This window comes from Campylobacter pinnipediorum subsp. caledonicus (assembly GCF_002022005.1).
Taxonomy (GTDB): domain Bacteria; phylum Campylobacterota; class Campylobacteria; order Campylobacterales; family Campylobacteraceae; genus Campylobacter_A; species Campylobacter_A caledonicus.
The window spans coordinates 1,289,983-1,308,814 of the sequence record NZ_CP017258.1; the positions used below are offsets into that span (position 1 = coordinate 1,289,983).

Sequence of the window (18,832 nt, forward strand, 5' to 3'; positions counted from 1 at the left end):
AATGAGAAATATAATAATTAAAATACTTTTAGTATTCGCATGTATTAGTGCTGTCAATGTAAATTTGTTTGCAAATATTTCACAAGAAAATCAATTAAAAATCTTAAAACAATTAGATATACCTTACAATTTTGCAAATACAAACTATTTTAAAAATATGACCGAAAGTATTACAAAAAATCAAGTAGATGATTTTTCAAGAAAATTAAAAAGTGGGTACAAATATATACCAACGATAAAAAATACTTTACAAGCAGCTAGTATGCCTGACATATTTTTTTATCTAGCAATGGTAGAATCTGGTTTTTCTAATAAGGTTATTTCAAATGCAAAAGCAGCTGGAATATGGCAATTTATGTCAACAACAGCTAAGGTTCATGGACTTAAAATAGACAAATATGTTGATGAAAGAAGAGATCCCGTAAAAGCTACAAAAGCAGCATCGGAGTATCTTAAAGGTCTAAAAAATAGATTTGGAAAATGGTATTTAGCGATATTAGCATACAATTGCGGCGAAGGAAAATTAAGAAAGGCTATAAGACAAGCAAATACTGATGATTTAGAAACTTTATTGGATCCTAAAAAAAGATATCTCCCAAAAGAAACTAGAAATTTTATAATGAAGATAATAAGGGCTTCTTTTATAGAACAAAATCAATACTTCACTTCATCTCCTGATTTTAATTTATTAAATAAAAAAGGTGCAAAATTAATAAGAGTAGCTATTCCAGGAGGCACTTCTTTAAAAAAAATTGGAGAGAGTATAGGTGTTGGTGTTAAGAAAATAAGAGATGATAATACACATCTAAACTTTGCATTTACTCCTCCAAATGCCAAAAATTACTATGTGTATATACCTGAAAACAAAAAAGATATTTTTAATCAAAATTTCAAACCAATAAAATACAATAATAGATTTTATACATATACAGTAAAAAAAGGTGATACATTAATCGGCATATCAAAAAGCTCAGGAGTAAGCCACAAAGCAATAAAAGAATATAACGATCTAACAACAAGTAAAATAGCGATAAATCAAAAAATAATAATACCAAGATCTGATAAAAATAAATTTCAAAACTATATAGTAAGAAAAGGTGACACCTTGGAAATATTATCTAAGAAATTTAATGTAAACATAAAAGACATAAAAGAGGCAAATGCTTTTGCTAGTTCTGATATACTAACAACAGGGGCATCTATTGTCATTCCTTAAAAAAATATCATTTATAGCTATACTTTTTTTATTAAATGGCTGTTTTTATACCAATTCATACTATCCAATTGGGCCAACTAATACACAAATAAATAATTCAAAAAGTATTCAAAAAGCAACAATGAGACCATATACAATAAATGGTAAAACATATTATCCCACAGTAGTAAAAGTAGGAGATACGCAAAGAGGAATAGCCAGTTGGTATGGCCCAAATTTTCATGGAAAAAAAACATCAAATGGCGAAATATTTAATATGTATAACCTAACAGCCGCTCATAAAACTTTACCAATGAACACAATCGTTAAAGTTACAAATTTAAATAATGGCAAAAATATAACAGTAAGAATAAACGATAGAGGTCCATTTGTATCAAACAGAATAATAGATCTTTCAAAAGCTGCTGCTGAAAAAATATCTATGATTTCAACAGGCACAGCACCTGTCATTTTAGATATAGTTGGCTTTGCAGGTCAAAACTTTTCAGAACAAAAAAATTATCCAAGCAATCAAAGCCAAAGCATAGTTGGTGGGAATTTTATGGTTCAAATAGGTGCTTTTAGAAACAAAAATGGTGCAATAATTTATCAAAATCAACACAAACAAATATTAGGTTACAAATCCATAATAAAAACATATATAATAGACAACCTTAAAATGTACAGAGTGTTTTTAACAGGATTTAAAAGTGAAGATGAGGCTAGAGATTTTGCAAAAAGTGGTCACTTTAATGGTGCTTATATACTAAGGGATTAGGAATTAGAAATAATCTTTTTTAATTATAGTAATAATTAATATTTCTAGCGCAAAGGGAATTTCATGATAGAGATAATTTTTTTAGATGTAGATGGTTGCTTAACTGATGGTAGCATAAATTACAGTTCAAACGGTGAATTATTTAAAAGCTTCAATGTTAAAGATGGTTATGCAATAGAAGGATGGCTAAAACTTGGTAAAAAAATAGCTATAATAACTGGGAGAAAATCAGAAATAGTAGAACGTAGAGCTGAGGATTTAAAAATAACACATGTGTATCAAGGCGTTAAAGACAAACTCCAAACAGCAATTGAAATTCTAAATTTTGAAGGACTTGAATTAAAAAATGCAGCTGCTATTGGAGATGACTATAATGATTTTCAGCTTTTAAACAGTGTAAAATGGAGTTTTAAGCCAAAAAATGCAATACCGGAGCTAAAAGTAAAAACAAAATTAAAAAACAAAGGTGGCAAAGGTGCCATTAGAGAAATGATAGAAATAATTATAAAAAAAGAAAATTTATACGATGAGTGGTCTAAAAATTGGTTATAAAAATATTTTACATAATAGTTACAATTTTTAGTATTTCTATGGTTTTTTTAGCATCTTCAAATCCATATATGGCTGAAAACTTTGCAACCGATTTTAGTATATCAAATATACAGATAAATGATGTTGTCGACTATGAAATTGATAATGAAAAAATATCAGCAAAATATGAAGCAAAAGAGATTAACAGATACAAAGCTAACGATGAGCTAGTACATTTTAGAGCAAATTTTATAAACTCTAATCTAAATAATTTCTTAAAAGCCGATAAGGCAATAATAAAAGGCGAAGAGATAAAATTGAGACAAAACGTAAATTATGAAAATAATCAAAGTTTAACATTTAAATCACAAGAAGCAATTTATCATAAAAAAGATAAAACACTTATGTCCAATACTGACTTTGTAATCACAAAAAATGAAAATAACATAACAGGAACAAATATAATATATGATTTAAATAACAAAATAACAAAAGCAAAAGGTGTCAAAATATGGATAAATCAAAATTAATAATTATATTTTTTCTAGCAATTTCAGCATTAAAGGCTCAGCAAATAGAGATAACTTCTGATAGTTTTTTTGCTGACGAGAAAAAACAAATTAGTGAATTTTTTGGAAACGTAAAGATAAAAAAAGGTAATTATGATGAGCTAAAAGCTGAAAAAGTTGTTGTAAATTTTAACAATGCAAGACAACCAATAAAATACACAGCGACAAACAATGTTTACTTTAAAGTAATGATACACGATAAAACATATGAAGGTAATGGAAATTTACTAACTTATGAGCCTCAACAAGAAATTTACACAATTGCAGGCAAAGCACATCTAAGAGAAATCCAAACAGACAAAAATGTATATGGACAACAAATAATAGTAAATCAAAAAACTGGTGTTTACAATGTAGTAAGTTCAGAACAACAGCCAGTTAAATTTATATTTCAAGTAAAAGAAGATAAAAAGTGATAAAAATAGTTTCAGCAAATTTCATAACCTCATCACCTAGTATAAAAGAAGCACCTGTATTTAATTCAAGCGAAATTGTCTTTTTAGGTCGATCTAATGTTGGCAAATCAAGCCTTATAAATTCACTAACAAAACATAACTCTTTAGCAAAAAGTTCATCTACACCAGGAAAAACGCAACTCATAAACTTTTTTGAAATTTGCTTGCTTGATGATGAAAAAGGAGAAAAATTTAATGTAATTTTCGTTGATTTACCAGGTTTTGGATATGCGAGAGTAGCCAAATCAACCCACAACGAATGGAAAAAAAACTTAGATGAGTTTTTAAAACTAAGGGAAACCATAAGGCTTTTTGTGCATTTGATAGACTCTAGACATTTTGATCTTGAAATAGATAAAAACGTAAATGACTACATAACAAGTTTTTTAAGACCTGATCAAAAACTTTTAAATTTATACACAAAATCAGATAAATTAAACCAAAGCCTTAAAAGTGCGGTATTAAAAAACGATCCAGATGGAATTTTAGTATCAACCCTAAATAAAAACGGGATAGAAAGAGCATTAAACACAATAATAAAAAAAGCACTTGGCAGCGAATAAATTTATATAAAAATGCAAAAAAATAACACGGACTTACAACATATAGGAAATTTTTTTGGTATTTTGTTGTTATTTGCATATGAAATGCTAACGACTATATTGGTTTATCTACCACCTTTATTTGGAATTTTTTTCACATACATGGTTATAGAATATGCAAGAAAACAGCAAAGAACATATATAGAATTTGGCTTTGGATGGTATTTAAGTATAGCTTTTTTACTTTTTGCTGAACAGGTTCATGGGTTTTATATTTTTTCAACAATAATTGCATTTTTTATTTTTTTCTATTTTATAGTGGATTGGCTATTTTCTACAATGAAATATAGAAATTTAATACTTATTATATTTGTAACAAGTGGATATATAGGCACATATCTAGTAAATAATGCTATAAACTATATTCAAAATAACGATTTTTTATATTTAGACATAGAATATATTATTTATATAGTTATAGAGTCTTTTGTAGCAATAATACTTTTTAGAGAGCGTATAGTATGAGAATGCGGATAGTTTTTGCAATTATCATAATTTTTTGGCTTATACTGCTTACAAGAATATATCATTTAAGTGTTAATTCAAATGCATATTATGAAGAAATAGCTGAACAAAATGCCATTAAAACACAATATATAGCTCCGGTAAGAGGTCTGATATTTGATTCAAAAGATAGACCTTTAGCAGTAAATAGACTTGGTTTTTCAGTGGCAATCAAGCCTCATCTCACAAAAGAGCCAGATGTATTAGATAGAGAAATTATTTTTTTAACATCAACTTTTGATGATTTAAATGCAACAAAAATACAAAAAGAATACAAAAAAAATGATTCTGCATATAATCAAGATTTTATAAATGTTATTGAATTTATAGACTATGATAAATTTATACCACATATAGCCAAACTATCTTTACATGAAAATTTAGAAATAAAACCTGCTTCAAAGAGACATTACCCTTATAATGATTTAGCATCTCATATAATAGGTTATGTTGGTCGTGCAAATCAACAAGATATGAATAATAATCCATTAGCAAAACTAACAAATCACACAGGAAGAAGTGGTATAGAAAGATATTATAATAATATCTTGCAAGGACAAGAAGGCAGTAGGAAAGTAAAAATCAATGCCTTAAATGAAGAACTAGAGCAGATAAATTATACTCCGCCTAGTAGCAAAAATATAAGACTAAGCATAGACTTAGAGCTTCAACAATTTGTATCTAATGTTTTTGGGAAAGATGCCGGTAGCGTGGTTGTAATGAGTCTAAAAGATGGTGCTATAGTAGCTGCTGGAAGTTTCCCCGAATACAACCTCAATCCATTTGTTACAGGAATAACACAAAATGAATGGGATAAACTCATCAAAGACTTAGATCACCCATTTACAAACAAAATGGTAAATGGTCTTTATCCTCCTGGCTCTGTTGTAAAAATGGCTATGGGTATGGCATTTTTAGATGCCGGAATAAGTAAAAATGAAGGTTATACTTGCAATGGCTCTTATGAACTTGGTGGTAGAAAATTTAGATGTTGGAATATTTATGGACATGGATTTATGAATCTAACTAGCGCTATTAGAGAAAGTTGTGATGATTATTTTTATAAAAGCAGTCAAAAAATAGGCATAGATGCAATAGCTCCGGTTATAGAGAGGCTCGGCTTTGGAACAAAAACTGGCGTTGATTTACCAAATGAGTTTTTAGGAACAGTTCCTAGCAGGGAATGGAAAATGAGAAAATACGGAAAATCTTGGTTTCAAGGTGAAACTCTCATCACATCAATAGGTCAAGGAAATTTCTTAACAACCCCTATGCAAGTCGCAAGACACACGGCTATGTTAGCCACAGGACTAAATATAGTTCCTCACTTTTTACAAAGTATAGACAACGAAATTTCAGATTTTACCCCAAAAGATAATATATTTACAAAATTTGAAAAGGCACAGCTTCCAACAATAAGACACGCTATGTATGAAGTAGCAAACCATCCAAAAGGAACAGCAAGACGATACTTCACAGAATCAAATGTAACAGTAGCTGCAAAAACGGGAACAGCTCAGGTAATAGGAATATCACAAACAGAAAAAAAACGTGCAAGAGAAGAAGATATGGAATATCTAAAAAGATCTCATGCTTGGCTTACCACATATGCACCTTATGAAGACCCACAATATGTTATTACAATGATAATAGAACACGGTGGACACGGTGGTTCAGCAGCTGGACCAAAGGTATCTAGAATTTACAATAAATTACTAGAGCTAGGTTATATAAAACTAGACAAAGTAAATCAATCCAAAAAATCAAAAAAGAAAAAATCAAAATAATTTTTAACAAGGGTTGATTTTTTTATATTTGAATAACATTTTTTGTATCACCATAACTTATCTATTTTAAACTATCACAAACTAATAAATTTCAACAATATTCACCACAATACATATTGTGTTTTAATACAAAAACTTATTATTAAAGATTGTTTTTTTATATTTTTTGTATAATCATTATAAATAAACCAAAAGGAAAGTTATGATTTTTGTAGATGCATGTCTTAAAAAAGACACACCTTACACACCGGTTTGGATGATGCGTCAAGCTGGGAGATATTTACCTGAATACATGCAAGTTAGAAAACAAGCTGGTGATTTTTTATCGCTTTGCAAAGATTATAAAAAAGCAAGTGAAGTAACGCTACAGCCTATTGATATTTTAGGAGTTGATGCCGCAATATTATTTAGTGATATACTAGTTGTTCCTCTTGAAATGGGCATGGAGCTTGAGTTTGTTAAAGGCGAAGGTCCTATATTTAAATCCCCTATAAAAAATATACAAGACCTACAAGCACTAGATGAAGAAAAAGCTGTAAAAAATTTATCTTATGTATATGATACAATAAAACTAACAAGAGAAAAGTTAGATAAAAATAAGGCTTTGATTGGATTTTTAGGTGCTCCATGGACTTTGGCTACATATATGACAGAAGGTCAAGGAAGTAAGACATATGCTATAAGTAAAAAAATGCTTTATCAAAATCCTGAACTAATGCATAAAATTTTAGAAAAAACGACAAATGCTTTGATAGGTTATACTAAAACCCAAATAAAATCAGGTGTCAACGCTATACAAATTTTTGACAGCTGGGCTTCAGCTCTTGAGGAAAGTGCATTTTTTGAATTTAGTTGGAATTATATAATAAAAATAGTAGATGCTATAAAATCTGAATTTCCACATATACCTATTATAGTATTTCCAAAAGGAATAAGTGGCTATCTTGATAAGATAGATGGAAATTTTGATGTTTTTGGTGTTGATTGGAGTACTCCGATAGAACTTGCAAAAGAAAAATTAGGACATAAATATGTATTGCAAGGAAATATGGAGCCTACAAGACTATACTCAAAACAAGCCATAGATGAAGGTATAGATAAAATTTTAAATGTAATGCAAAATAAACACCATATATTTAACCTAGGGCATGGGATACTACCTGATGTGCCTGTTGAAAATGCAAAATACTTTATAAAACAGGTTCAAGAAAAAAGTAAAAGATAAAGTTTTATACAAATAATAATTAGCCCATAATAAGGCTAATTATTTTGATACCAATTCACAAAGCCAATTTTATTATAAATTAAAATAGACAAACCCTTTATAAATATTATGGAAATATTATACGAAATTATGTCAAATTCATTAAAAGTTAAAAGATAGTAAAATTTATTGTATTACAATTAATTATTAGCTTGGTCTTGAAAATTTATATACAAACAAAGAGATTCACAAAACAAAGCGATAATAGATTTTATATAAATAAAATTAGATTTTAAAAAACCAAAAGCACGTACATTTTAAGATAGCAGATATTATAACCTCAGTATTAAAATCTACTTATAAATATCAAAAATGACCTTTAAAGATAATTAAAAAGCGATTCAAAATGATATTATTTATATCAATGCAAGACATAGCCAAACAACAAAATTTAAACTTTAAGCTTACCACAAGCTCACTATCAAATAGCTATTTAATTTATCTTTTTGATTTAATCTATTATCTCATTTACCGATTTTAATACTTCTTTATGCTATTTTGTATTTTGAATCCATACTTGATTTACAATCCGAGCATTTATGTGAAATACTAAGTTTATGGTTGTATCTATTTCTAATAAAGATTTGTATTTTTTAGCTACTTGTCTTGCTTTATTAGCAACAACTACAAACCCTCCTACCATGTTCTACTGCTCTTGCAAATTCTATAGCTGCGTTTAAGAGAGCTAGTAAACTTGAAATTTAAAATAATATATCATGATAAATATCAAACCTAAATACCAAGCGAGCCTGAAATCACAAGACTTTTTATAACCAAATTTATCTTTTGCCGAAATTTAATTCATTGTTTATTTTAAAAGCATATTTTTAAGTATTCTCTTACCTATTTCAACACCTGGTTGATTATAAGTATCAATACCTAGCATAATTCCTGTTGCTGATGTTAAGAGTTCATAATAATAAACCAAGTATCCCATATGCCACTCATCAATCATGTCAAGTTCTATAACATCAACACTAAGTCCTTCTTGAACCAATGCCATCTTGGTAGAATCGCACTGAAAATTTATAAGCTCACCAAGCTGTAAACCATCAACAAAATCACAGTCTTTAAAGTGAGAAATATTTAAAGATGGAATTTTTACAGAGTTGGTGTTTTTTACCTTGATAAAAGTTATTGTTTTATCTTTAACACCATCCATAATAAGCTGTAAAAAACTATGTTGGTCTTTGCTACCTATAAGCCCAACAGGTGTGCGGCCTATGCGCTTATATCCATTTTTTTTACCAAGACTTTCAGCCCAAAGCTGAACATACCAGTCATTAAATCCATCAAGCAAACTAGAATAACTAAAAACGACATTTATATCAGCATTTCTGTGAGTTGCATAGTGATAAGCTTTCGAGATGATAGAATTATCATTTTCATCTATGTATTGTTTTTTGCAATACATAGCACCATCAAGTAAAAGTGATATATCATATCCACAAAAAGCCAAAGGCACAAGCCCTATAACACTCAAAACACTAAACCTACCACCAACATTTTTAGGAATATTGAAAAAATTTATATTATTTTCTTTTGCATATTGCTCTAAGGTTGTATTTTCATCTGTTATTATCAAAAAATTTCTACTTAAATCAGCTGGTTTGTAAATATCAATAAGACATTTAAATATACTTATAGTTTCTATTGTATTGCCTGATTTTGAGCTTATTATAAACAAACTCTCTTCAAAATTTATATGCTTATTTACCATTTCAAAAACGCTAGGGTCTACATTATCTATAAAAAAAAGCTCTCTTGTGTGCTGTTTTTGAGCCATAGCCATTTTTAAAGCCTTGACACCCAAAGAACTACCACCAATACCAACTAGCACAATATTTTTTATGCCTTTTAGATTTTTTTCGTATTCTAAAATTTTATCAAGCTCTTTTTTGTTCAAATCAGGAAGATGATAATACCCTATTTCACCACTATCGTGTTCCAAATTTACACGCTTAGCATATTCATTTATTATATTTTCATCATCAAAATTAAAATAAAAACTATTTTTAATCATTTTTTAACTTATAAAAATAATTTGTTGCTTCCACAAAGCCATCTAAACTTCCACAATCAAACCTACGACCCTTAAATTTATAAGCCAAAACCATACCTCTTTTAGCCTGCATTTTTAAGGCATCTGTGATTTGGATTTCTCCGTTTTTGCCTGGTTGTGTTTTTTCTAATATATTAAAAATATCAGGAGTTAAAATATATCTTCCAATTATAGCTAGATTACTAGGTGCTTCTTTTGGGTCTGGTTTTTCTACCATATCATCAACCATCAAAAGACCATCCTCAATAGCTCTTCCAGACACCACACCATAGCTTTTTGTGCGTTCTTTTGGAACCTCCATCACAGCAACAACAGAACAACGATATCTTTCATAAATTTTTATCATTTGAGACAAAACACCTTCGCCATCTTCATTGATACACAAATCATCAGCTAAAACAACACCAAAAGCCTCATCTTTTACTAGTGATTTTCCAGTATAGATAGCGTCTCCAAGCCCTTTCATCTCATTTTGTCTAGTAAAACAAAATGTTGCACTTTGCATAAGCTTTCTTATATCATCTAAAAGTGGCTCTTTGCTTGTTCCAGCTATTTGATGTTCAAGCTCATAACTTATATCAAAATAATCCTCCAAAGCTCTTTTGCCACGACCAACAACAAAAGCCATATTGTCCATTCCAGCTTCTAAAGCCTCGTCAACACCATAATGAATCAATGGCTTTGTTAAAATAGGTAACATTTCCTTGGGTAAAGATTTTGTTGCTGGCAAAAACCTAGTTCCATAACCAGCTGCCGGAAAAAGACAAGTTTGTATCATTTTGATTTCCTAAAACTAAAATTTTAATTGTGTTATTTTATCATTCCAAACTTAAAAATGCTTTCTCATTTACTGAAAAAAATATCTCTTTTCCTGTTGTGTATTCACCTATTTTAGCATTTTTAACAACGCATTTTATCAAAAAATCACCGGCTTTTATTTTAAGCAAAATATCGTTTTTGTATATCAAAGAAACAGAGTGCAAGACACCTTTTATATTATCATCTGATTTTGTAAAACTTAGATTTATGAGATTTTGGTTTATTGCTATTTTTTTACTATTTTTAAACTCTTTTGGCAAATCGATTTTAAAATTTCCAAAATCAATAATACCATTTGAAGCATTAAATATATTTTTAAGTTCAAATTCACTCACCCTACCCTCATGCAAAAAAAAGCTCTGATCACTAATAGCACTTAACCATTTTTCATCATGAGAAGCTATGATAAATCCGCTTTTATATTGATCTTTCATAAACTGTATAGCTTTGGCAAATTGTTTAGCTGTGCTTAAATCAACAGCATTTGTAGGTTCATCAAGTAAGTTTAACTTAGCTCTTAAGCAGATAATCAAGGCAAAAGCTATGCGCTTGTTTTGTCCTGAACTTAACTCATAATGTTGTTTTTGCAACAAACTATCATCAAGTCCAACAAGTTCTAAAGCTTCGTATACATATTTATCAAATTTATCCAAATTCCCTCTTGATTTTAGAGCAAATTTAAAGTTGTCTATAACATTTCTTTTTAAAAGCATAGGCTCTGGCAAAAGTATAGAAATATCTTTTAACTCATCCAAACTAAGTCTATCTTTGCCCCAAATTTTAATACTCCCACTTGTTGGTTTTATAAGATGTGCGATAGCTTTTAAAAGTGTGCTTTTCCCACTACCATTAAAGCCTAAAAGTGCAGTATTTGAATTTGTATTTATGTTTAATTTTTCTATATCAATAGCACGAAAATTACCATAATCTACTTTTAAATTTGATATCTCAATCACTTATCAAGCCTTTTTAAAAAATGAATAGATAAATTTACCAAAAAGGCTATAGATATCAAAACAATAGCCAAAGCTATGCCTCTTTCAAATTGACCCTTGTTTGTTTCAAGTGAAATAGCTGTTGTTATCGTTCTTGTAAAATATTTTATATTTCCACCAATAAGCATTGCAACACCAACCTCAGCAACAATCCTACCATAGGCATTAGCTACAACAACCATCAAAGAATATCTTAACTCATAAATAACGACCATAACAAGCTTTGGATTACTAAGTCTGTAAGACATTATAGTAAAATAGTGCTTTTCATCCATATTTTCAATAATACTAGAACTCAAAGATATAATGATTGGCAAAGCTAAAACTAATTGTCCAATAACTATAGCCTTTAATGTAAACAATAATCCAAACTCTCCAAAAGGACCATTTCTAGTGATAAAAGCATATATTATAAGGCCTATTGCAACAGTCGGCATAGCAAGCATAGTATCACTTATAAATTTTAAAACTTTAGCTCCAAAAAAATTATAAAAACCCAATATAAAGCCAATAGGAAGACCTATAATTAAAGCAAGAATGATTGATATGCTAGATGTGTAAAGTGTAGCTTTGACAGCAGAATATGTCTCAACATCTAAGTTTATAAGCAGCTTAAAGGCCGTAAAAGTACCATCTATAATAAATTCCAACTTAACAATTCCTAAATTTATATAATTTATGCTATGATAGCATATATAAAATAAAATTTCACAAGAAAGGTAATTTATGAAAAAAATATTTATATCATCACTTATAGCAGTTTGTGCGCTTTTTGGAGCTGATTCTGATTTAAACATGGCTACAACAACAAGCACTGACAACACAGGGCTTTTAGACGCTATATATCCTGTCTATAAGGCAAAAACCGGAGTTGATTTAAAATGGACCGCAGTTGGAACTGGTGCTGCTTTGAAAATGGGAGAAAACTGCGATGTTGATATACTTTTTGTTCACTCTCCAAAAGTAGAAATGGACTTTATAAATAATGGCTATGGGGTTGAGAGAAAAGCTGTTATGTATAATGATTTTGTTTTGATAGCTGATAAAAGCATTGCTGATAAATTTAAAGGCAAAGATTTAAAAGATGCATTTGAAGTAATAAACAAAGAAAAAATTCCGTTCTTTTCAAGAGGCGATAAATCAGGAACAGATAATAAAGAAAAAGGAATTTGGAAAAAAATAACAAACGGTATTCCTGAAAACGAAGCTTGGTATCGCCAAACAGGTCAAGGAATGCTAGCTACAATAAAAGCTGCAGAGGAACAAAAAGGTGCCAGCTTTACTGACAGAGGAACATATATAAAATATGAAGCAAATGCTAAAGGAAATCCTGATTTGGTTATAGTAAATGAAGGTGATGAAAGTCTTAAAAATCTATACTCAATCATAGCTGTAAATCCAAAACACTGCAAAAATGCAGATATAGAAAATGCAAATAAATTTATAAACTGGATAATTAGCGACGAGGGTCAAAAATTTGTTGGCGATTTTAAATTGTTAAACAAACAACTATTCACTCCTGATGCTAAAACAAGAAAAAATTAATAAATAGGTGGGTTCTGTCCACCTTATTTTAACTATGCTAAAAACAACAAACGACACATTTAAAGCCCAAATAGATATAAAAAAATCTAACTTTTTAGCTTTTTTAACACCTTTTGAAAATTTCAAAACGCTACACGAATCGCTAAAACAAGAACACCCAAAAGCCGTGCATATAGTATGGGCTTATAGAGTTATAAATAAATACGGGCAAATTATTGAAAACCAAAGCGATGATGGAGAACCAAAAGGAACAAGTGGTCCACCGGCACTTAATGCATTAAGGGGTGCAAGCCTAATAAACTCAGCAATATTTATAGTAAGATATTTTGGCGGAATAAAACTTGGAACAGGCGGTCTTGTAAGGGCTTATTCAACAGCTACAAATTTAGCTATAAATGAGGCAAATTTAATTGATTTTATACAAAAAGAGGTTGTTGTATTTTTTACAAATTTCTCACTTATTTCAAGATTTGAACACTATTTTCAGACAAACAATATTTTTGATATCAAAAAAGATTTTAACGAAAAAGGTGCTAAGTGGGAGATAGACCTAACAATGCAAGAGTTTTTAAATTTGTATAATTTTCTAAAAACAATACAAACAAACGACTTTGAATTTTTAGCGTTACCAATATACGCAAAAGACAGTATAAACTAATTTTAAAGATATAATTTTATACAAATTTTATCAAAACAATAAGTTTTATATTGTAAAATCTTAGCTTGCATATTACAACATGAAAGATTTTATATGACTTTTTGGAATGAAATTTACACTCACTTTAATCCCGTAGCATTTAGTATTTTTGGAATAAATGTCCATTGGTATGGAATAATGTATGTTTTAGCGCTATTAGTAGCATTAAGAATGGCTAAGTATTTTGTTAAAAAAGACAAAATACCCATAAGCAACTCCATGCTTGATAATTATTTTTTTTGGGTTGAAATTGGAGTTATTCTTGGCGCTAGAATTGGTTACATACTTATTTATTCTGATAATACATTATGGTATATAACCCACCCTTGGCAAATTTTTAATCCTTTTTATGATGGAGTTTTTGTTGGAATTCGTGGCATGAGTTATCATGGAGCTGTTGTTGGGTTTTTGTTGGCTACATTTGCATACTGCAAAAAATACAAACAAAATAGCTTAATATTTTTGGATTTGTGTGCTATATCAATACCACTTGGATACTTTTTTGGTCGTATAGGAAATTTTTTAAATCAAGAGTTGTTTGGAAGAGCCACTGATGTAGCTTGGGCAATAAAGGTAGGTGGTATTATGAGACACCCTTCTCAGCTTTATGAAGCTGTGCTTGAAGGCTTAATAGTTTTTATTATTTTATTTTTTTATAGGAAATTTAAGAAATTTAATGGAGAGCTTATTGCATTATATGCTATTTTATATGCCATTGCTAGGTTTGTATCAGAGTTTTTTAGGGAACCTGATTATAATCTAGGCTTTATATTTTTAAATTTATCTATGGGTCATTTGTTATCTTTAGCAATGATTTTTATAGGTTGCTTTACACACTTTTATTTAAAAAAACAATTTAAATTTAGCTAAAGTATTTTTTTTATATAATTACAAAATTATTAATTTTATTTAATTATATTAATTAAGATTTTATTAATATAATTTCAAAGTAAGGAGTATTCATGACTGGGCTTATTGAGGGTTTTTTAGGTGTTCGCTCAGACTGCAAAAAAAGTCGTTGCACTGCCAGCTGGGATAGATTGCAAAGTATAACGGGGTTGGTTCTAGCCTGTTTTATACTATGCCATATGGTTTTCACATCTACGATAATCTTTGGCAAAGATGCATTTAATGCAGTTGTAGAGTTTGCAGAAGCTAGTTTTTTATTTGAAGGCGGATTGCCAATAATAACAAATTTAATCGCTGCTTTTATATTTGTTGTTTTTATGGTTCATGCATTTTTAGCAATGAGAAAGTTTCCAGCTAACTTCAAACAATATATAATGTTTGTAGGCCATAAAAATCGCATAAAACATTTTGATACTACACTATGGTGGTTTCAATTTTTAACAGGATTTGTTCTATTTTTTACAGCAAGCGCTCATCTTGTTGATATTATGTTTAATCCAACCAAAATAACAGCTGAAACATCTGCTACAAATTTTGAAACATTGGAATTTTTCTATCTTGCACTTCTTATTTTTATGGTTGTTCATGCAAGCATTGGCATGTACAGGTTATATGTAAAATGGATAAGCATTGATGGTGCTAACAGACAAGAGATGCTAGAAAAAAGAAATAAAGCTAGAACAATAATTTTTGCTGTTTTTGGTGTACTTGCAACAATAGCATTAATAGCTGATTTTATATGGATTGGCCTTGGCCATTAATTGGGAATAGGAGCTTATAAAAATGAATGTAAAATATTGTGATGCGCTAGTTATTGGTGGTGGACTTGCTGGGCTTAGAGCTGCTGTTGCGGCTGGAGAAAAAGGTCTTAGCACTATCGTGTTAAGTCTTATTCCGGTTAAACGATCACACTCTGCCGCTGCGCAAGGTGGTATGCAAGCAAGCCTAGGAAACTCAAAAATGAGTGAGGGTGATAACGAAGATGTTCACTTTGCAGATACCGTAAAAGGAAGCGATTGGGGGTGCGACCAAGATGTTGCTAGAATGTTTTGCCAAACTGCACCAAAAGCTATTCGCGAATTAGCGGCTTGGGGTGTTCCATGGACAAGAATAAAAAAAGGTGAAAGAAGTGCAATTATAAACGCACAAAAAACAACAATAGTTGAAAAAGAAGAGGTGCATGGTCTTATACACTCTAGGGATTTTGGTGGAACAAAAAAATGGAGAACCTGTTATACAGCTGATGCAACAGGACACACAATGCTATTTGCTGTTGCAAACGAAGCATTAAAGCACAATGTTGTAATTGAAGACAGAAAAGAGGCTATAGCTTTAATTCATGAGAACAACCGTTGCTATGGTGCTATAGTTCGCGATTTAATAACTGGAGATATAACCGCTTATGTATCAAAAGGAACACTTATAGCAACCGGTGGATATGGAAGAGTCTATAAACATACCACAAATGCTGTTGTTTGTGAGGGTATAGGTGCAGCAATAGCTCTTGAAACAGGAGTAGCAAGACTAGGAAATATGGAAGCTGTGCAGTTTCACCCAACACCTATAGTTCCAAGTGGAATTTTGCTAACAGAGGGATGCCGTGGGGATGGTGGAATATTGCGTGATGTTGATGGATATAGATTTATGCCTGATTACGAACCAGAAAAGAAAGAACTTGCTAGCCGTGATGTTGTAAGTCGTAGAATTATGGAACACATAAGAAAAGGCAAAGGTGTAAAAAGTGCTTATGGGGATCATGTTTGGCTTGATATAAGTATACTTGGTCGCGAACATATAGAGAAAAATTTACGTGATGTTCAAGAAATTTGCCAAATTTTTAATGGTATAGATCCGGCAGATGAAGGTCCTAAAGGTTGGGCTCCTATTTTACCTATGCAACATTATTCAATGGGCGGAATTAAAACAAATGCAAAAGGAGAAAGTCCAACACTTCAAGGTCTATTTAGTGCGGGAGAAGCTGCTTGTTGGGATATGCATGGATTTAATAGACTTGGAGGAAATTCTGTTTCTGAAACAGTTGTTGCCGGTATGATTGTTGGTGATTATTTTGCTGATTACTGCAATACTCACGAAATAGAGATAAAAACACAAAACATAAATAAATTTGTCCAAGATCAAATAGACTATATGCAAAATCTAATAAAAAAAGATGGTCATTTCAATGTTTTTGAGATTAAAAACAAGATGAAAGATATAATGTGGGAGCATGTTGCGATATTTAGAACGGGCGAAGGACTTGAAAAGGCAGTAAAAGAGCTTGAAGAATTATACAAACACTCACTTGATGTAAAAGTAAGTAATAAAAATTTATTCGGCAATCCTGAACTTGAAGAGGCATACAGAGTTCCAAAAATGCTAAAGCTAGCTCTTTGTATAGCTTACGGCGCTCTTTTAAGAACAGAAAGTCGTGGAGCACACTATAGAGAAGACTACACAAAAAGAGATGATTTAAATTGGTTAAGTAGAACTCTTACAAGCTGGAAAGAAGGCGATACAATGCCTACGGTAGAATATGAAAAACTTGATATTATGAAAATGGAAATGCCTCCAGCATTTAGAGGATATGGTGCAAAAGGAAACATAATAGAACACCCTGATAGTGCCATAAGACAAGCTCAAGTTGATGAAATTCGTTCAAAAATGCAAGCTGAAGGCAAAAGCAGACAAGAGATACAAGAAGCACTTATGCATTATGAATTACAACCAAAATATAAAGCACCAAATGAAAGAGCAGGTATAGGATATGAGTAGAAAAATAACAATTAAAGCATTTAAATATAACCCATTAAGCAAAATTTCAAAACCATATTTTGCAACCTATGAGCTAGAAGAAACGCCTGGAATGACTATTTTTATAGCATTAAACTATATAAGAGAAAGACACGACCCGGATCTAAGCTTTGATTTTGTGTGTCGTGCGGGAATTTGTGGTAGCTGTGGAATGCTAATAAACGGAAAGCCTAGTTTAGCATGTAGAACACTTACAAAAGATTTTGAAAGTGGTGTTATAGAGCTTATGCCACTTCCTGTATTTAGACTCATTAAAGATTTAAGCGTTGATACTGGAAATTGGATGAATGCTATGAGTAAAAGGGTTGAGAGTTGGATACACACAGATCACAAAACAGATATATCAAAACTTGAAGAAAAGGTTGAGCCAGAAGTAGCACAAGAAGTATTTGAGCTTGATAGATGTATAGAATGCGGTATTTGCGTTGCTGCTTGTGGAACCGCTATTATGAGAAAAGATTTTATAGGTGCTGTTGGATTAAATAGAGTAGCTAGATTTAAAATTGATGCGCTTGACAAAAGAACAGATGAAGACTTTTATGAGCTTATAGGCGACGATGATGGAGTCTTTGGTTGTATGAGCTTGCTTGCTTGTGAAGATAACTGTCCAAAACACTTACCTTTACAAAGCAAAATAGCTTATATGAGAAGAAAACTAGCAAGTGTAAAATAAATACCAGATAATCTAAAATGAGGTAAAAAATAAATTTTAAGCATTGAAAAATGCTTAAAATTTATTCAAACAATACCAACAAACCACTTTCAAAATTTAAAACAATAAAAATAAAAAAGAGCAATATAAAATTGCTTTTAATAATATCTCTTAGTCTTTTCTAAGAGCGTATTTACCGCTTCCGGCAAATATTATTGCAAGTGAAGTAATTAAATAAAAATATGCTTCTGCATAAACTAAACCACCAGTATGCGCATCAAGTCCAAGTATAGCGACACCTTTTACAAGGAATATAAATAAAGAAGTTCCTAATATAAAAACACCTGCTAATCTACTAAATATACCTAATATAAGCATGATTGGAGCTAGAATTTCACCAACATAAACAAAATAAGCAAAACCATTTGCTATAAATTCAGGAAAACCAAGACCAACTAACGAACCTTGTATTTTACTAATGCCATGAATGATTTTTGCAATACCATGTAAAATAATAGTGCCAGCAAGACCAAGTCTTATAAAAAGCATAGCAAGGTCAACATTGTGTAATTTTTTTGCACATGAATAATAAAATTTCATAATATCTCCTTTACTTAAAGTGGTTTGGGTGCTGGATTATATCATTTTTGTTTAAAT

At 30.5% G+C, this 18,832-nt stretch carries 21 protein-coding genes; 15 read left to right on the forward strand and 6 right to left on the reverse strand.

Going from position 1 to position 18,832, the window contains the following annotated elements; translation table 11 throughout:
• Position 1: 1 nt before the first annotated feature.
• The 9 genes from CPIN18021_RS06570 (at position 2) to hemE (ending at position 7,646) form a co-directional block, all read left to right on the forward strand.
• Positions 2-1,216 (forward strand): lytic transglycosylase domain-containing protein, encoded by a 1,215-nt coding sequence (locus tag CPIN18021_RS06570; RefSeq protein ID WP_078397714.1) that lies wholly within the window; start codon positions 2-4, stop codon positions 1,214-1,216.
• Positions 1,203-1,973 (forward strand): septal ring lytic transglycosylase RlpA family protein, encoded by a 771-nt coding sequence (locus tag CPIN18021_RS06575; RefSeq protein WP_418226050.1) that lies wholly within the window; start codon positions 1,203-1,205, stop codon positions 1,971-1,973. Before CPIN18021_RS06570 ends, CPIN18021_RS06575 begins: the two co-directional genes overlap by 14 nt.
• A 63-nt stretch (positions 1,974-2,036) precedes the next feature.
• Positions 2,037-2,525 (forward strand): KdsC family phosphatase, encoded by a 489-nt coding sequence (locus tag CPIN18021_RS06580; protein WP_069632337.1) that lies wholly within the window; start codon positions 2,037-2,039, stop codon positions 2,523-2,525.
• Complete coding sequence (gene lptC, locus CPIN18021_RS06585; protein ID WP_078423650.1) at positions 2,516-3,034, forward strand: LPS export ABC transporter periplasmic protein LptC; 519 nt, start codon at positions 2,516-2,518, stop codon at positions 3,032-3,034. The genes CPIN18021_RS06580 and lptC overlap by 10 nt, the downstream gene beginning before the upstream one ends.
• The gene (gene lptA, locus CPIN18021_RS06590) at positions 3,016-3,489 is read left to right on the forward strand and encodes a lipopolysaccharide transport periplasmic protein LptA (RefSeq protein WP_078423651.1); all 474 of its coding nucleotides are present in this window, start codon (positions 3,016-3,018) and stop codon (positions 3,487-3,489) included. The genes lptC and lptA overlap by 19 nt, the downstream gene beginning before the upstream one ends.
• Positions 3,486-4,091 (forward strand): ribosome biogenesis GTP-binding protein YihA/YsxC, encoded by a 606-nt coding sequence (gene yihA / locus CPIN18021_RS06595; protein ID WP_078423652.1) that lies wholly within the window; start codon positions 3,486-3,488, stop codon positions 4,089-4,091. The genes lptA and yihA overlap by 4 nt, the downstream gene beginning before the upstream one ends.
• A 12-nt stretch (positions 4,092-4,103) precedes the next feature.
• Entirely contained in the window at positions 4,104-4,595 is a 492-nt protein-coding gene (locus CPIN18021_RS06600) for a hypothetical protein (RefSeq protein WP_078423653.1), read from the forward strand.
• On the forward strand, positions 4,592-6,421 hold the full coding sequence (gene mrdA, locus CPIN18021_RS06605; protein ID WP_078424684.1) for a penicillin-binding protein 2: 1,830 nt from the start codon (positions 4,592-4,594) through the stop codon (positions 6,419-6,421). Before CPIN18021_RS06600 ends, mrdA begins: the two co-directional genes overlap by 4 nt.
• Before the next feature lie 202 nt (positions 6,422-6,623).
• A complete protein-coding gene (gene hemE, locus CPIN18021_RS06610; RefSeq protein ID WP_078424685.1) occupies positions 6,624-7,646 on the forward strand; it encodes a uroporphyrinogen decarboxylase in 1,023 nt (340 codons plus the stop codon).
• A 532-nt stretch (positions 7,647-8,178) separates the two neighbouring features.
• Here hemE and CPIN18021_RS08925 read toward each other — a convergent pair.
• The 5 genes from CPIN18021_RS08925 to tupB form a co-directional block, all read right to left on the reverse strand.
• Positions 8,179-8,328: a hypothetical protein gene (locus tag CPIN18021_RS08925; protein WP_157886673.1), complete on the reverse strand. Its 150-nt coding sequence runs from the start codon at positions 8,326-8,328 to the stop codon at positions 8,179-8,181.
• Positions 8,329-8,493: 165 nt separating this feature from the next.
• Positions 8,494-9,708, reverse strand: a complete 1,215-nt coding sequence (locus CPIN18021_RS06615; RefSeq protein ID WP_078424686.1) for a glucose-6-phosphate isomerase — start codon at positions 9,706-9,708, stop codon at positions 8,494-8,496.
• Positions 9,701-10,525, reverse strand: coding sequence for a UTP--glucose-1-phosphate uridylyltransferase GalU (galU, locus tag CPIN18021_RS06620; protein ID WP_078423657.1), 825 nt, complete (start codon positions 10,523-10,525; stop codon positions 9,701-9,703). The genes CPIN18021_RS06615 and galU overlap by 8 nt, the downstream gene beginning before the upstream one ends.
• 40 nt (positions 10,526-10,565) lie before the next feature.
• Positions 10,566-11,522 (reverse strand): tungstate ABC transporter ATP-binding protein TupC, encoded by a 957-nt coding sequence (gene tupC / locus CPIN18021_RS06625; protein ID WP_078423658.1) that lies wholly within the window; start codon positions 11,520-11,522, stop codon positions 10,566-10,568.
• Complete coding sequence (tupB, locus tag CPIN18021_RS06630; protein WP_078424059.1) at positions 11,519-12,211, reverse strand: tungstate ABC transporter permease TupB; 693 nt, start codon at positions 12,209-12,211, stop codon at positions 11,519-11,521. Before tupB ends, tupC begins: the two co-directional genes overlap by 4 nt.
• A gap of 76 nt (positions 12,212-12,287) precedes the next feature.
• On the opposite strand from tupB, the gene tupA reads away from it, so the two are divergent.
• From tupA to CPIN18021_RS06660, 6 genes are all read left to right on the forward strand, one after another.
• The gene (gene tupA, locus CPIN18021_RS06635) at positions 12,288-13,106 is read left to right on the forward strand and encodes a tungstate ABC transporter substrate-binding protein TupA (protein ID WP_078423659.1); all 819 of its coding nucleotides are present in this window, start codon (positions 12,288-12,290) and stop codon (positions 13,104-13,106) included.
• Between the two features lie 34 nt (positions 13,107-13,140).
• On the forward strand, positions 13,141-13,764 hold the full coding sequence (locus CPIN18021_RS06640; RefSeq protein WP_078424687.1) for an IMPACT family protein: 624 nt from the start codon (positions 13,141-13,143) through the stop codon (positions 13,762-13,764).
• A gap of 93 nt (positions 13,765-13,857) precedes the next feature.
• A complete protein-coding gene (gene lgt, locus CPIN18021_RS06645) occupies positions 13,858-14,673 on the forward strand; it encodes a prolipoprotein diacylglyceryl transferase (RefSeq protein WP_078424688.1) in 816 nt (271 codons plus the stop codon).
• 92 nt (positions 14,674-14,765) lie between these two features.
• The gene (locus tag CPIN18021_RS06650; RefSeq protein WP_078424689.1) at positions 14,766-15,473 is read left to right on the forward strand and encodes a fumarate reductase cytochrome b subunit; all 708 of its coding nucleotides are present in this window, start codon (positions 14,766-14,768) and stop codon (positions 15,471-15,473) included.
• Positions 15,474-15,495: 22 nt separating this feature from the next.
• Positions 15,496-17,484 (forward strand): fumarate reductase flavoprotein subunit, encoded by a 1,989-nt coding sequence (locus tag CPIN18021_RS06655; RefSeq protein WP_078424690.1) that lies wholly within the window; start codon positions 15,496-15,498, stop codon positions 17,482-17,484.
• Positions 17,477-18,196 carry a fumarate reductase iron-sulfur subunit gene (locus CPIN18021_RS06660; RefSeq protein WP_078423664.1) on the forward strand — a complete coding sequence of 240 codons (720 nt, stop codon included), beginning with the start codon at positions 17,477-17,479 and terminating at the stop codon, positions 18,194-18,196. The genes CPIN18021_RS06655 and CPIN18021_RS06660 overlap by 8 nt, the downstream gene beginning before the upstream one ends.
• A 150-nt stretch (positions 18,197-18,346) precedes the next feature.
• Here CPIN18021_RS06660 and CPIN18021_RS06665 read toward each other — a convergent pair whose 3' ends face one another.
• Positions 18,347-18,775: a DoxX family protein gene (locus CPIN18021_RS06665; RefSeq protein ID WP_078423665.1), complete on the reverse strand. Its 429-nt coding sequence runs from the start codon at positions 18,773-18,775 to the stop codon at positions 18,347-18,349.
• Positions 18,776-18,832 lie beyond the last annotated feature (57 nt).